Origin of the sequence: Segatella sinensis, assembly GCF_040095255.1 — a bacterium.
Lineage (GTDB): Bacteria > Bacteroidota > Bacteroidia > Bacteroidales > Bacteroidaceae > Prevotella > Prevotella sinensis.
Genome location: NZ_JBBNGE010000038.1, coordinates 17,360 through 33,300 on the forward strand (window position 1 = coordinate 17,360; position 15,941 = coordinate 33,300).

Annotated in this window: 12 protein-coding genes; 4 read left to right on the plus strand and 8 right to left on the minus strand. The window is 46.5% G+C overall.

Annotated features, from left to right (window positions below; genetic code table 11):
- Positions 1-2: 2 nt before the first annotated feature.
- From AAAT87_RS10745 to AAAT87_RS10770, 6 genes are all read right to left on the minus strand, one after another.
- Positions 3-1,886: an amidophosphoribosyltransferase gene (locus AAAT87_RS10745; protein ID WP_296971591.1), complete on the minus strand. Its 1,884-nt coding sequence runs from the start codon at positions 1,884-1,886 to the stop codon at positions 3-5.
- A 105-nt stretch (positions 1,887-1,991) separates the two neighbouring features.
- The gene (glmS, locus tag AAAT87_RS10750; RefSeq protein ID WP_298530492.1) at positions 1,992-3,896 is read right to left on the minus strand and encodes a glutamine--fructose-6-phosphate transaminase (isomerizing); all 1,905 of its coding nucleotides are present in this window, start codon (positions 3,894-3,896) and stop codon (positions 1,992-1,994) included.
- Positions 3,897-3,955: 59 nt separating this feature from the next.
- The gene (locus tag AAAT87_RS10755) at positions 3,956-4,753 is read right to left on the minus strand and encodes a polysaccharide biosynthesis/export family protein (protein WP_349226416.1); all 798 of its coding nucleotides are present in this window, start codon (positions 4,751-4,753) and stop codon (positions 3,956-3,958) included.
- 121 nt (positions 4,754-4,874) lie between these two features.
- Positions 4,875-6,326 carry a pyruvate kinase gene (gene pyk, locus AAAT87_RS10760; RefSeq protein WP_295024930.1) on the minus strand — a complete coding sequence of 484 codons (1,452 nt, stop codon included), beginning with the start codon at positions 6,324-6,326 and terminating at the stop codon, positions 4,875-4,877.
- Between the two features lie 240 nt (positions 6,327-6,566).
- On the minus strand, positions 6,567-7,148 hold the full coding sequence (locus AAAT87_RS10765; protein WP_349226417.1) for a LemA family protein: 582 nt from the start codon (positions 7,146-7,148) through the stop codon (positions 6,567-6,569).
- A 66-nt stretch (positions 7,149-7,214) separates the two neighbouring features.
- Positions 7,215-8,048, minus strand: coding sequence for a TPM domain-containing protein (locus tag AAAT87_RS10770; RefSeq protein ID WP_295024932.1), 834 nt, complete (start codon positions 8,046-8,048; stop codon positions 7,215-7,217).
- 167 nt (positions 8,049-8,215) lie between these two features.
- Here AAAT87_RS10770 and AAAT87_RS10775 point away from each other — a divergent pair, with 167 nt between their 5' ends.
- Positions 8,216-8,500 carry an HU family DNA-binding protein gene (locus AAAT87_RS10775; RefSeq protein ID WP_089545246.1) on the plus strand — a complete coding sequence of 95 codons (285 nt, stop codon included), beginning with the start codon at positions 8,216-8,218 and terminating at the stop codon, positions 8,498-8,500.
- A gap of 268 nt (positions 8,501-8,768) precedes the next feature.
- Positions 8,769-10,340 carry an Rne/Rng family ribonuclease gene (locus AAAT87_RS10780; RefSeq protein ID WP_117661859.1) on the plus strand — a complete coding sequence of 524 codons (1,572 nt, stop codon included), beginning with the start codon at positions 8,769-8,771 and terminating at the stop codon, positions 10,338-10,340.
- 100 nt (positions 10,341-10,440) lie between these two features.
- On the opposite strand, the gene AAAT87_RS10785 is transcribed toward AAAT87_RS10780, so the two are convergent.
- Complete coding sequence (locus AAAT87_RS10785; protein ID WP_296971599.1) at positions 10,441-12,528, minus strand: S9 family peptidase; 2,088 nt, start codon at positions 12,526-12,528, stop codon at positions 10,441-10,443.
- Between the two features lie 131 nt (positions 12,529-12,659).
- Here AAAT87_RS10785 and AAAT87_RS10790 point away from each other — a divergent pair, with 131 nt between their 5' ends.
- Positions 12,660-12,977 carry a heavy metal-binding domain-containing protein gene (locus tag AAAT87_RS10790; protein WP_006847412.1) on the plus strand — a complete coding sequence of 106 codons (318 nt, stop codon included), beginning with the start codon at positions 12,660-12,662 and terminating at the stop codon, positions 12,975-12,977.
- Positions 12,978-12,994: 17 nt separating this feature from the next.
- Complete coding sequence (locus AAAT87_RS10795; RefSeq protein WP_349226418.1) at positions 12,995-14,029, plus strand: threonine aldolase family protein; 1,035 nt, start codon at positions 12,995-12,997, stop codon at positions 14,027-14,029.
- Between the two features lie 184 nt (positions 14,030-14,213).
- Here the strand turns inward: AAAT87_RS10795 and AAAT87_RS10800 are convergent, their stop codons facing one another.
- Positions 14,214-15,776: an ATP-binding protein gene (locus AAAT87_RS10800; protein ID WP_349226419.1), complete on the minus strand. Its 1,563-nt coding sequence runs from the start codon at positions 15,774-15,776 to the stop codon at positions 14,214-14,216.
- Positions 15,777-15,941 lie beyond the last annotated feature (165 nt).

The window sequence follows — 15,941 nt, forward strand, 5'->3', positions numbered from 1 at the left end:
TCTTACTGATGATAAACGTTTTCGATATAGTTCACAAACGACTGGTTGCAGAGTTTCGTGCCGCCTGGGGTTGGATAATGACCGGTGAAATACCAGTCGCCCTTGTGGTTTGGAATCGCCTCGCGCAAGCCCTCGATGCTCTGGAACACGAGCTGGATAGGAGTGGTCATGCCTTCCGGACGGAGCATCTCTACTATCTTCTCGTTAATTTCCTCGATGGTGAACGGCTTGTAGATGGCACGAACCGGGTTCACCTGCTCCTCCTTCGGCTTGGCAAGTTCTGCCTTGCATGCCTCGTAGGTCTGCTCGATGAGGTCCTCCATCTTGCGCTCTTTCAAAAGCTGGATTGCCGCACGGAACACGCAGAACTCTTCCAGTCTTGCCATATCGATGCCGTAATAATCCGGATAACGGATCTGAGGGGCACTGGATACGACTACAATCTTCTTAGGATGCAGACGGTCGAGGATGCGGAGGATGCTCTCCTTCAGGGTTGTACCGCGCACGATACTGTCGTCGATGATAACGAGATTATCCACATTCGGCTCGATGCTTCCGTAGGTTACATCATACACGTGGCTCGCCAGGTCGTTGCGGCTGTTGCCCTCGGTGATGAAGGTACGGAGCTTGATATCCTTCCATGCTATCTTCTCTGAGCGGACAAAATCGCCGAGAATATCGTATAATTCTTCCTTAGATGGAATATGGTCGAGGTTGGCAATCTGCTCAATCTTGCTTTCGTTGAGATACTTCTTGAAACCGCTCAACATACCATAGTAAGCCACCTCGGCTGTATTCGGAATATAGCTGAACACGGTGTGATCTACATCGTAATCCACTGCCTTCAGGATAGGCTGGGTCAACTGCTCGCCCAACTGCTTACGCTCCTGGTAGATATCCTTGTCGGAACCACGGCTGAAGTAGATGCGCTCGAATGAGCAGGCTGAATCGCCCTTCTGCTCCATGATGCGCTCGATACTGCACTCGCCGTTCTTCTTCACGAGAAGCGCCGTGCCCGGCATCAGCTCCTGCACATCCTCTGCCTCCAGGTCGAAGGTGGTCTGAAGTACAGGGCGCTCGCTGGCTACTACCACGATTTCATCGTTCTTGTAGTAGAATGCAGGACGGATGCCCCAAGGGTCGCGCATGGAGAACATCTCGCCAGAACCGGTGATACCGCAGACCACATAACCGCCGTCGAAGTCCTTCATCGTGGTCTTGAGCACGTTGCTCATCTTCACGTGGTCTTCGATGTAGTTGGTGATGTCGGTGTTCTCCATCTCCATCGCCTTTGCAGCCACGAAGTTGCGCTCCACCTCTCTGTCAAGTCGGTGGCCCATCAGTTCGAGCATGATGTAGGTGTCGCTGTAGATGCGTGGGCTCTGGCCCTGCTTGGTCAGCTCCTGGAAGATTTCATCTACGTTGGTCATGTTAAAGTTACCGCAAAGACAGAGGTTCTTCGCCTTCCAGTTGTTGCGGCGCAGGAATGGGTGCACATACTGGATGCCACTCTTTCCGGTGGTACTATAGCGCAGGTGTCCCATGTAGAGTTCGCCTGCGAAAGGCAGTTCTTCTTGGGCAAACTTAGCATCAGCAAGCTGCTCGGGAGTCAAATTCTTGAAGTTGGCGTTTGCCTTGCCGAAGATTTCGGTCACGGCGTTCTTACCCTCCGCACGCTCACGAAACATATACTCATGTCCTGGCTTTCCGCCCAGTTTGACACAAGCCATACCAGCACCCTCCTGTCCACGGTTGTGCTGCTTCTCCATCATCAGATAGAGTTTGTTGAGTGCGTACATCCAAGTACCGTACTTCTGCTGGTAATACTCCAGTGGCTTGAGCAATCTGATCATTGCCACGCCACACTCATGTTTCAATGGTTCCATTCTCTTTTTATTATCCTTTTTTAGTTAAATCTGAATATACCTATCCGAGGGACACCCCTCCAAAAAAAGGGAAACGTCAAGAAATGACGATTCCCTTTATCATTCTTATTCTACAGTAACCGACTTGGCCAAGTTTCTTGGTTGATCAACATTCTTACCCTTACATACAGCTACATGGTAAGCCAGCAGCTGCAAAGGAATAGTAGCCAATAATGGCTCCAGACACTCCAGAGTCTCAGGGAGTTCAATCACTTCGTCGGCAATCTTGGAAATGGTTTCATCGCCCTTGCTGACAATAGCAATGACACGACCCTGACGGGCCTTGATCTCCTGAATATTAGACAAGACCTTCTCGTACATGAAATTATGGGTAGCAATGACTACTACAGGCATATCGCTGTCAATCAATGCGATAGGACCATGCTTCATCTCCGCAGCAGGATAACCCTCAGCGTGGATGTAGCTAATCTCCTTCAACTTCAAGGCACCTTCCAGGGCTACAGGATACTGGAATCCGCGGCCCAGATAGATGAAATTGCGAGCGTATGTAAACGTACGGCTCAAGTCAGCTATTTTATTGTTGAGCTTCAGCACCTCCTTCATCTTGGCAGGAATGTTCCAAAGCTGTTCTGTAATCTTCTGATAATCGTTTTCGCTGATGGTACCCTTCTCCTTACCGATGGCAAGTGCCAGGAGGATAAGGACGGTAACCTGACCGGTGAAAGCCTTGGTAGAAGCAACACCAATCTCCGGACCTACGTGAATATAGGTACCCGTATCTGTCTCTCGTGCGATGGAAGAACCGATGGAGTTACAGATACCATAGATAAACGCACCGCTCTCCTTGGCAAGCTTGATGGCAGCCAGGGTATCAGCGGTTTCACCACTCTGGGAAATGGCGATGACGACATCATCCTTCGTTACCACAGGATTGCGGTAACGGAACTCTGATGCATATTCCACTTCCACCGGGATGCGGCAGTAGTTCTCAATCATCTGCTTGCCGATGAGTCCGGCGTGCCATGATGTTCCACAAGCCACGATGATGATTCGCTTGGCATTGAGGAGCTGCTGGCGATGGTCAGTGATGGAGCTGAGCACTACGCCCATCTCTGTCTCCGTCTTGCAGGTTGTATCGTCGCCGTCGGTCATCACACGGGTTTCCACGGTGCGGCTCACCACACGGCCACGCATACAGTTGCGCAGGCACTCAGGCTGCTCGAAGATTTCCTTCAGCATGAAGTGAGGGAAACCACCCTTCTCAATCTGGCCGAGATCGATATCCACGGTCTGAACCTCAGGGTTGAGCTTTACGTTCTGGATATTCACCACCTGCAATTCCTGTCCGAGACGCATCACGGCGATGTTGCCATCCTCCAGGTAAACCACCTTGTCGGTATATTCGATGATAGGACTGGCATCCGAACCGAGATAGAACTCTCCGTCCTCGCCAATACCCACCACCAGCGGGCTCTGCTTGCGGGCAGCGATAATCTGGTCAGGGTTACGCTTGTCGAGAATAGCGATAGCGTAAGCGCCAATCACCTGACGGAGCGCAACCTGAACGGCGGTCAACAAATCAAGATCCTTCTTCATCTGGATGTATTCAATGAGCTGTACGAGCACCTCAGTATCGGTCTCGCTCTTGAACTCCACACCCTTTGCCATCAGGTTCTTCTTGATGTCGGCATAGTTCTCGATAATACCATTATGAATCATGGCAAGGTTCTTGCTTGAAGAATAATGAGGATGAGCATTCACAGCTGAAGGCTCTCCATGGGTGGCCCAACGTGTATGAGCAATACCTACATGCCCTGAAATATCCTTGTCAGCGCAGAACGCTTCCAAATCTGCCACCTTACCCTTTGCCTTATATACATTTAAAGAGCCGTCATTGCCAATAAGGGCAACTCCCGCAGAATCGTATCCGCGGTACTCCAGACGCTTCAAGCCCTTGATGAGGGCTGGATAAGCGTCACCCTTACCTAAATATCCTACTATGCCACACATACTTATATATATTTATGTTGTATTTTCGTTTGTTAATCCTGACCTTTTATCCTTTGCTGTTATCGCAAGATATTGACAACCAATGATGCAACTGATGTTAAAATACTTACAGCAGAGAACCAGAGTGATGTGGCAGAACCAATAGCTGAGTTCTGTGCCTTCACCTTGTTAGGCTCTACATAGATAACATCATTCTGCTGCAGATAGAAATATGGAGAGTTGATGATGTTAGCATCATTCAAGTTCAGGTAATGAATATGCTTCTCTCCTTGAGCATCCTCACGGATCAGCATCACATTCTCACGCTTACCATAGATGGTCAAATCGCCTGCTGAAGCCAAGGCCTCGATGATGCTCATCTTTTCCTGAGGAACGCTTACTACTTTTGGAGCATTAACTTCACCCGTAACTACTACACGGTAACTTGCCATTCTTACAGTAACGATAGGATTCTCCTTATCAGACATGTATGGACGAACCTTATTCTTGACCAATTCCTCGCACTGGTTCTTGGTCAAACCAGCTACATGAAGCTGACCAACAACCGGGAACTGAATGTTACCACTGTTATCTACCAGGTAACCCAAGAGGGTTGGGGTACTTGACAACTGTCCTTCCATACCAGTGGTCTTGGAGACAGTAAGGTTGAAAGGCATTGCAGCCTTTGGATCGGTAGTAGAAACGGTAATAGTTAATTCGTCCTTAGGCATAATCTTGGCGTCATAAAGCATCTTTGAAGCTGCCAAACTCACCTGATCGGCATTTTGAAAATAAGCCACATTCTTGGTGCTTCCGCAACTGCTAAGCATCAAGACCATTGTCAAAACGACAAGCGCAGAATAGATGATTTTTTTCATTCTCAACAAATTTCGTTATATAATATTGGTGCAAAATTACAGCATTTTTTTGAATACTGCAAATTTTTGCACCAATATTTACTCCATCGCATTATTTTTCTTAAAATAATGACCTTTTTAACTAGTCTTCAATGCCATTTGATGGTAAATTGAAGGTATAGCTGTTATCGAAGATCTTCTTCACCTTGTTGATTTCTACGAAGGTGGTTCCTCCACCCTCACCGAAGCTACCACTCAGGTAAGCAATCTTATCTTCCTCACCCAGGTAACCCTTCTGGCGGAGCATACGTACCGCTGCGGTAAACATAGCCTTGGTAGAAACCTGATCCTTCTGATGGATTGGAATAATACCATAACTCAGGTTCAACCAGCGCTGAAGCTTCTCCTTGTAACAGATGGCAAGCACAGGGTTAGGACCACGGAACGAAGCCAGGCAGCGGGCAGTTTGACCCGTCTCACCATCGGTGATGATACCGGCAACGCCCAACTTCTTGGTTGCCTCGATGGCAGCATGAGCCAGGAAGAGCTTTTGGTCAATCTTTCCATCCTCCATCGGATCAATGTCGTTGAGAGGCGACTTGTCCTTCTCTGCCTGTTCGGCAATGCGTGCCATAGTCTGAACAGCCTCTACCGGATACTTACCGCTAGCTGTTTCGCCAGAAAGCATCAGGGCGTCTGTACGGTAGAAGATTGCGTTGGCAATATCTGTAACCTCAGCACGTGTAGGACGAGGATTCTTGATCATGGTGTGGAGCATCTGTGTAGCAACGATTACCGGCTTCTGAGCCTTCACGCACTTGGCGATGATGCGGCGCTGAATACCAGGGATTCTCTCGATAGGCACTTCTATACCCAAGTCACCACGGGCAATCATGATACCATAGCAGGATTCGATGATCTCATCGATGTTATCTACACCCTCCTGGTTCTCGATCTTAGAGATAATCTTGATGTCGCTGTGGTGAGCATCGAGAATATCCTGCACGGCCTTTACATCAGCTGCATTGCGCACAAATGAGTGAGCGATGAAATCAATATCCAGTTCGATGGCAAGCTCGATGTTTCTGCGGTCTTTCTCTGTAAGCGCAGGCAGGTCGATGTGCTCGCCCGGTACGTTCACGCTCTTGTGAGCCCCCAGTATTCCCTCGTTCTGAACCTCAGCCACGAGCATAGGACCCTGAATATCAACAACCTTCATGTCGAGTTCGCCATCATCAAACAAGATGTCGTCGCCCACCTTCAAATCGGCAGCAATATCAGGATAGCTCAAGTTCACGGTATCATGAGAAGAATCTACATCAGGACGACCGAAGATTTTCACCACGTCACCTATATTATAATGTATAGGCTCCTTTACGTCGGTAGTGCGCACCTCCGGACCCTTGGTATCAATCATGATACCAATATGTGGAGACACAGCTCTAACGTTCTTGACAATGGTACGGATTCCATCTTCTGTAGCATGTGCGGTATTCATACGAACTACGTTCATGCCCGCAAAAAACAGTTTTCGGATAAAATTTTGATCGCATCTGCGATCGCTGATGGAAGCAACAATCTTTGTTTGTTTCATATTTGTAATTACCTTATAGAAATTTCAATGTTATCGTGACATTTCTGCCACTTTTCTCAAATTTTGTGCAAAGGTACAAAGAAAATCTGAAATACGATTCATCAGAAATACAAAATATATATAAAATATGACGAATGTAACAGATTGAAAGGAAATCAAACACGCCCTGTAAGGACAAAAGCATCACATGGTCAATGCTTTTGCCCCTACAGGGCGACATTCTTGACTGAATTTATTTTCCTAGATATCCAAGTCTGGTGCCTTCTCTGCGCCAGCTGCTGCCTCAAACTTAGGCATTACATTGAAATTGAAAATGCCGGCAATGATGGCATTAGGCATCTTTCTAACCGTCTGATTATAAGACTGAACTGCCTCATTATACTTACGGCGAGCCTCGCTGATCCGGTTTTCAGTACCTTCCTCCTGAATCTGGAGAGCCTTGAAGTTCTCGCTTGCCTTCAACTCAGGATATCTTTCAGCCACCAACATCAGCTTGGAGAAGGCATTAGACAACTCACCCTGAGCAGCTGCATACTGCTTCATGCTAGCCTCAGTGAGATTATTCACATCCAGCTTTACCTGTCCTACAGAAGCACGAGCCTTGGTCACCTCCTCGAAAGTCTCCTTCTCATGCTTGGCATAAGCCTTTACGATTTTAGCCAACTGAGGCATCATATCGGCACGACGCTGATACTGAGCCTGCATGTTAGACAACTCGGTAGTAGCCTTCTCCTGCTCTCCTACCATACCATTATAACCACTGAACACCCAGAGCACCAATACAACGATGATGCCTAAGATGATCCATCCTGTTTTCTTCATACTTTTTTTATTATTGATTAATGATTATTGATTATCTATCAACTATAAACTATTAATTACCAACTACTACCAGCTTCCGCCGGAACCGCCGCCAGAGAATGTTCCACCGCCAAAGGAGCCGCCAGAGAAGCCGCCTCCTCCACCGCCGGAGAATCCTCCGCCGCCCATGAAGAACGGCGGCAACCAGTCGTCATCATCATTTCTTCTTCGCGACTGGTTTCTCCCCTTTCCCTTCGGTCTTGGTTTAACCAGACCCACCTGCTCCAGGATGTAACGGACGAGGTAATAGATCGGGATTCCGAAAAAGAGAAGGAACAGGATAACGACCAGTGCCCAATCCTCTTCATCATTCACCGTCCCCTCATCTACCGACTCAATTCCAGTACGTCCGCTTTTCACCTTATTATATATAGCACGGCTCACAGAGGCTACAGCCTCGCCGGGAGCATCCTCGCGCATGTTTTTCACGATGCAGGCACGTGCAATATCATCACAGTCCACATCCGTCAGCTCTCCTTCCAGTCCGCTGCCGGGAGCGATGAAGTACTTGTGGTCTTCCACGGCAATCACGACAACCAGTCCCCTGCGGCTTTTCTTGTAGCCGATGCCATACTTGTTGCCCACATCCTGTGCCATCCGGAAAGCATCCTGGTTAGCCACCCTGCCCACGATGATGAGCACATTCTGCACGCCACACTCCAGCTTCAGCTTCTGCAGGTAGAAATTAGCCGAATCCTTGAGTGCCCTATCCACATAGCCATCGGGATCAGAAACATACTGCGTGGAGTCCTGAAGGAAGGGAATCGGCACATTATCCGCATTCCACTCCCTCTTGGCAGACAGCGATAAGACGCTGAAAGCCATCCATATCATCACTAAAAAATGTCTCTTAAAAGCCATAAATTCTCAATTTTAGTGCAAAAATACAGAATAAAAACCTAATATGCAAATACTTAGAGCATTTTTTTGCAAAAAAAGCCTTAACTATTTTGTTATATCGCAAAAAACTTGTATCTTTGCACACCGATTTGAGATTATTAAGTATAAAAATAAATAAAAGAAGAGAAATGACCAAAGCAGATATCATAAATGAAGTAGCAATCGCTACTGGTATGGCTAAGAAGGAAGTTAGCATAGTAGTAGAGTCGTTCATGGAGGAGGTAAAGAAGAGCCTCATCCAGAACAAGGAGAATGTTTACCTGCGTGGCTTCGGTAGCTTCAACATCAAGCACCGTGCAGCTAAAACCGCTCGCAACATCTCTAAGAACACCACTCTCACCATCCCAGCTCACGATTTGCCAAGCTTCAAGCCATCTAAGAGCTTCATCGAGGAGATGCAGAACGCTCAGTAAGAGAATTAACATTTTTATAATAACAATATTTTAAAATTTTAAAATCATGCCAAACGGAAAGAAAAAGAAGGGTCACAAGATGGCTACTCACAAGCGTAAAAAGAGATTACGTAAGAACAGACATAAGAGCAAGTAAGCTTTTCTAGAAGCTGAAAATGCTCTCAGTCGGTTCCACAGACTGAGGGGGCGTGTCATATCAACATGGATAGGCATGCCCCTTTTTGTAAAGTGTTATTAGTAACTTTAAGTAAAAAGATTATTGAAGAGTATGACAAGCGAAGTTGTAATTGACGTCCAGCAGAAGGACATTTCTATCGCTCTCATGGAGGATAAGCAGCTGGTGGAATACCAGAATGAACCACGTGAGGCTTCGTTCTCTGTGGGAAACATCTACATCGCAAAGGTTAAGAAACTCATGCCGGGACTTAACGCATGCTTCGTAGATGTAGGTTATGAACGCGACGCCTTTCTTCATTATCTTGACCTGGGAAGTCATTTTAATTCCTACCAGAAGTACCTTAAACAAGTACAGAGCGACAGAAAGAAACTTTTCCCATTCTCTAAAGCCAGCAAACTGCCTGAATTGGAAAAGGACGGCAGCATTCAGAATGTTCTCAAAGTGGGACAGGAAGTGCTGGTACAAATCGTAAAGGAACCAATCTCTACCAAGGGTCCTCGTCTTACGGGCGAAATATCTTTCGCAGGACGATACCTGGTACTCATGCCATTCGGTGATAAAGTTTCTGTCTCGTCGAAAATCAAAAGCGGTGAAGAACGCTCCCGACTCAAACAACTCATTCACAGCGTAAAACCAAAGAATTGCGGTGTAATTGTCCGCACTGTGGCTGAGGGAAAGAGAGTCGCTGAGCTCGATGCTGAGCTGAAAGTCCTGGTGAAGCGATGGGAGGATGCTATCGCCAAGGTGCAGAAGACCCAGCAGCGCCCGCAACTCGCTTTCGAGGAGACCGGAAGAGCCGTCGCTCTCCTGCGTGACTTGTTTAACCCATCTTACGAGAACATCTTCGTCAACGATGAAGGTGTGATGAACGAGGTGAAGGACTATGTTTCTCTAATAGCCCCTGAAAAGGCGGGCATAGTTAAGCTCTACACCGGTAAGGTGCCTATCTTCGACAACTTCAGCATCACCAAGCAGATCAAGGCTGGTTTTGGAAGAGTTGTCAACTACAAGCACGGTGCGTATCTCATCATCGAGCATACCGAAGCCCTGCACGTGGTAGATGTAAACAGCGGCAACCGTACTCGTGAGAAAGGTCAGGAAGCGAATGCTCTCGATGTAAACCTCGGCGCTGCCGATGAATTGGCCAGACAGTTGCGACTCCGTGATATGGGAGGAATCATTGTGGTGGACTTCATCGATATGAATCTTGCCGAAGACCGACAGCTGCTCTATGAGCGCATGTGCAAGAACATGCAGAAGGACCGTGCCAAGCACAACATCCTGCCTCTGAGCAAGTTCGGACTGATGCAGATTACCCGCCAGCGTGTACGCCCTGCCATGGACGTAAACGTAGAGGAGACCTGCCCTACCTGCTTCGGTTCGGGCAAAATCAAATCGAGCATCCTTTTCACCGACCAGTTGGAAAGAAAAATCGACCGCCTAGTCAACAAGATTGGCGTCAAGAAATTCACTTTGTATGTGAATCCTTACGTAGCTGCCTTCATCAACAAGGGCTTCATTTCCCTGAAGCGCAAATGGCAGTTTAAGTATGGTTTCGGCTTCAATGTAATTCCATCACAAAAACTGGCGTTCCTCCAGTATGAATTCTACGACAAGGACAACCAGTATCTGGATATGCAGGAAGAACAGGAAACAAAGTAAGTTTTTAATTCTCAGGAAAAAGCTCCATTCGCCATTTCAGATGCGAATGGAGCTTTTATTATTTCAGTTTCTCTACACCCCTTATTATATATAAGGCATTTTAGTACTCTATCTCATTATTCACCATTTTCTCTGTGTCCCAAGGTGCAGGAGCACCGCCGAGATAGCGATGGAACCAGTCGAGGTGCGCATTGTAATAGAGCGGCATCGACTTCAGGTTGCTTGGCCAGTGACCATCATACTTCAAGACAATCAGTCGAGAAGGAATGTTCAGGGTCTGCAATGCCGTGAAATACTGCAAGCTCTGCGTATAAGGTACACGATAGTCCAGCTCGCCTGTCATCACGAGGGTTGGCGTAGAGAAGTTCTTGATGTATGAGGATGGCGACCACTTCTCGTAGAGATCGGAATTGTAAGGCTGTCCCTCCAGCTCAAAGTTAGGGAACCATACTTCCTCGGTACTGCCCCACATTGAGCGCAGATCATATACGCCCATCATAGAAGCCAGACACTTGAATCGCTTGGTATGGCCCTGCAGCCAGTTCATCATATAGCCACCATACGACCATCCCATCGCTCCCATCCTGGTGGAGTCAACATATTCCAGGGTTGCCAATTTATCAGTAACCTTCATCACATCCTCAAATACCTTTCCGCCCCAGTCACCGGAAATGGCACGTGTAAAGGCCTGACCATATCCTGTAGAACCGTGAGGATTAGGATAAGCCACCACATAACCGGCAGCAGGATAAACCTGCCAGTCGCCACGGAAGGAATTCATCCACTGCATCTGGGGTCCACCATGCACATTGATGATAAGCGGATACTTCTTGCTGGCATCAAAGTTGTGTGGTTTCACGATGAACACCTGTACCTTGTCGCCGCCAGCGCCATCCACCCAGATGCTCTCAGATGGACGGATATCCACCTCATCCTCCAACTTCTGGTTGAGGAAAGTTATCTGCTGTTCCTTGCCGCGAGCCACAGGAGTTCCATTCCACTTTTTCATCTGCTGACGATAGAGAGCCGATGGCTTGCCTGTCGTACTGTAAGTATAATACACCATCCCCTTATTGTCGAAATCAAACTCAGAGATAGCCTTGCCTGTCACTACCGGCGAAATGGTCTTTCTGGCAATGTCGAGCTTGTAGAGAGGTTGTGCGCCCTGCACCTCACCCAGGAAGAAAATACTCTTGCCGTCTGGTGCCCATTTGTAATCATCCACCCAGTTGTCAAACTTCTCTGTCAGGATAGTAGATTTCCTTGCAGCACGGTCGTAGATGGCAAGACGGAAACGATCAGACTCATAGCCAGGTATTTGCTGCAAGCGGTAAGCAATATACTTGCCGTCGGGCGAATAGGTTGGAGTACCATCCCATGCCTTGTTTTCCTTCGTGATGCAGACTGGCTCTCCCCCATTCACAGATACCGTCCAAAGGTCGGCATTGGTGCTAGCCTCCTGATGCTCATCGTGGTTGGAGACGAAACAGATTTCCTTGCTGTCTGGAGAAAAATCATAGGCGATTCCGCCACCAGCCATGAATATCAGCGAATAATTACCCGGAGTCAGATCCCTGTAAGTCTTCGTCTGTGTATCGAAAAGGATGAGATGACTGCATCTACCATCGCTATAGCTCGTCCAATGACGATAGAGCAACTTGTCGGCAATATGCGCCTGCACAGGTCCCTTGTCCTTCTTCTCCATCCGGGCTATGTTGGCCTTGGCATCAGCTCCCAGGTCGGGATATACCTCGGCTGTAAAGGCGATGTATCGCTCATCTGGAGAGATAACCGGATTACCGATCCCCAACTCATAATCAGTTACTTGTTCCGCCTCGCAGGTAGCCAGATTCATACGATAGATCTGAGCCGTCCCCTTCTCATAATTAGTGAAGAAGATACTCTTTCCATCCTTACTCCACACGGCAGAACTGCTTTTGCCATCCTCGGTGAAAGCCTTGGCATGAGAGCCATCTGCATTCATGATGTAGATGTCGGAGCTAGACTTCTGGTTCTTCAGGTCAGAAGAACTGGAGGTATAGCAGATAGTTTTACCATCTGGCGAAAGGCTCACAGAATATACGCCCTTCACCTTGTACAAATCCTCGATGGTAAACGCCCTTTTCTGAGCGTTTGCCGAAAGCAGCGTCATCACGAGTGCTGCCGAAAACATCAATTTTTTGTTCATATAACCTATAAATATTAAACTTTCGATGCAAAAGTAACAAATATTTTTTGATTTTCTGCAACCTTTTGCTATCTTTTATCGTCTAAGCTATAAATAACATTGACAATAACATAAAAAGAAAGGAAAAAATTATGATTTTAAGTACAACTCCAACCATAGAAGGCCACCCTATCCGTGAATATCGTGGCGTAGTAACTGGCGAAACCATCATCGGTACCAACTTTGTGAAGGATTTCTTTGCCAGCGTTCGTGACGTAATCGGTGGCAGAAGCGGTTCTTACGAAAGTACACTCCGCGAGGCCAAGGATACAGCCCTCAGAGAGATGGCCGACCGTGCTGCATCCCTGGGCTGCAACGCCATCGTGGGCATCGACCTGGATTACGAAACTGTAGGCAACAGCGGCTCCATGCTGATGGTAACATGCAGCGGAACGGCGGTGATTATCTAATATTATCATTATATCATATGATTTCATTCGAAAGTGATTACAACAATGGTATGCTGCCAGAGATTCTAGAGGCTCTTGGCAAGACAAACAGTGAGAAAACATCCGGTTATGGTTTTGATCTATACTCAGAATCTGCAAAAGAGAAAATCCGTAAAGCCGTGGACAATGAGAATGCTGAAGTGTTCTTACTGATAGGCGGTACACAGACCAACACCACCGTTATCGACTCCGTACTCATGGGATGCGAAGGAGTTATCTGTGTGGAGACCGGTCATATCGAGGTACATGAATCTGGAGCAGTAGAAGCATTTGGTCATAAGGTCATTACGCTGCCGGGAGAGAACAGCAAGCTAACATCCAGCACCCTGTCTGCATATATGGATACTTTCCTTGCCGATGAAACTCATCCTCACATGGTGCAGCCAGGCATGGTTTATATCTCGATGCCGACAGAGTTCGGAATGGTCTACACCAGGGAAGAGTTGACTGCGCTATATGCAACCTGTCAGAAATATAACCTCCGCCTCTTCATCGATGGTGCACGACTGGGATACGGTCTGGTTTCAGAGGCATGCGACTATGACTTGCCATTCCTTGCCAAGCATTGTGATGTATTCTATATAGGCGGAACCAAGGTGGGTACCATGATGGGCGAAGCTGTGGTATTTTCAGGCATGAAGGCACCAAAGTATTTCTTCACTAACATAAAACGTCATGGAGCCTTGCTTGCCAAGGGCAGAATGCTAGGCATTCAGTTTGACACGCTGTTTACGGATAACCTCTATTTCAAGATATCGCGCCACGCCATCGCCATGGCTACCCGTATCCGCAGCATCTTCCAGAAGCATGGCATAGCTATCGCCTACGATTCTCCTACCAATCAGCAGTTTGTCGTACTTTCACCTTCCCTCTACGATGCTCTTTCCAAGAAAGTTGCATTCGAAATATGGGAAAGAAAGAGCGATACCGAAATCATCTGCCGATTTGTAACGAGTTGGGCAACAAAGGAGGAAGAACTTGATGAACTGGAACATATTCTTCGGACTCTATAGCCGGAGAGATGTATCTTTCCATTAGCGTATTTTGAGAAGAAACGTATATATACAAAAAAGAAATGAGACTGGCAAGCCTTCAAGAGATTATTTTCTATCTTTCTGTTTTTTCCGGAAAATGACAAGAGGAAACTAGTGTGGTGACCTTCATCAGATGAAGGCCACCAACTTTCTTCTATTTCATTTATTCTATCACCCAATCCTCTATACTTCGCTGGTTTTCAGAGAAGTTAATACCCACTTTCACAACCTTCCGCCCATCATCAGCAAAAGCCTTGGCATAGTCCTTGTCGCTGATTTGCGCCATGGCGATGTCGACAGACTTCTTATATTTCAACTCAAAGATAAAGATACTCTTATCCGTCTTGAGCACAAGGTCAATTCTTCCATCAGAAGTGGTATGCTCCACCTTCATATCTTCGCCAAGCATGGTGAAGATGGTGAATATCACGGCTTGATAGTGACGCTCATTATTGTTGATAATCGTATATGGGAACTTATCATAGAATGCCTTCAAGTGAGGCATAAAGGCTCCCATGTCGTCATTGATGAGCAAATTCTTGGAATAAGCATACACAATGGCATCATATCTGTTCATGTCTTGCGCAGTATAATACCTGACGAGACTTTTCGAGAAGCCTTGTCTTACTTCCTGATTTGGGAAACAGAGATGATACAATTTTCCTCTTCGCTCATATCCTTTAATGGTAAGATAACCACTTTGGAAAAGAACTGGAATCGGGTCTGTAAGCTTTTCTGTAGGGGTATCAAAACGATCGTCATTAACCCATAAATCGTCCAGATTGAGCATATCCAAATTCTTCTGCTGCAACAACTCTACCAGGAACGTAGGCGTTCCGGATGTAAACCAATAGCTATTAAACTCCTTATCGTCCAAAGCATTGATGATGCTGTAAGGATTGAAGATATCCTCGCTATTGATACTGAAGTGGTAGCCATCATAATGCAGCTTGAGTTGTTCTAAGGTCTCCTCATAAGTAAGCCCATTATGTTCAGCCATCTCCTCAATACCCTCACGGAAATACTGAGACAATTCACTCTTGGTAATACCACAACAGCTGCTGTATTCATCCTTCAACGTGAGAATCTTGAGATTGTTCAATTCACTAAAGATACTGAGCTGACTAAACTTGGAGATGCCTGTGATGAATACAAAGCGGATGTTTCCCTCTTGCTGCTTCAAGGGGCTGAAGAAATCTCTCATGATATTGCGGATGGTCTTCTGCAACTCTTCGTCACAGACAGAATCATGCATAGGTGCGTCATATTCGTCGATGAGAACGACAACTTGCTTCCCTGTTTGAGCAGTAGCTGCAAGCAAGATGTTCTTAAGACGACCACCAAAAGACTTCTCATCTATTGGATTAACTTTTAAACCATATTTTTTCTCTTCTACTTCTAGTATTCCGTTTAGAATTGAATATGTATTCTCCAAACTATAATATTTACCGCAGCTCAGATCCAAGTGGATGACAGGATATGCCGTCCATTCCTTCTCCATCTGTTCGATGGCAAGTCCCTTGAACAGTTCTTTCTTACCTTCAAAGTAGGCCTTGAGAGTAGATACAAACAAGGATTTTCCGAATCGACGTGGGCGACTCAGAAAATGAAATTTGGCATAATGAGCCAACTGATAGACGATAGCCGTCTTGTCAGCATAGAAGTAATTCCCCTTCACGATTTCGGAGAACGTTTGTATTCCCAAAGGATATCTCTTTGATGCCATAATCTTACTCTTAATAATTAATGTACAAAGATACAGATAATATTTCAGAAAACAAGCATTTTTCTGATTATTAACAATATATCACTGCAAAGTAACTACTCAGCACCCCTATGGGCATGAGTAATCGTCTTACTGTTGTACTACAGCAAGAATTGCATTGAATTT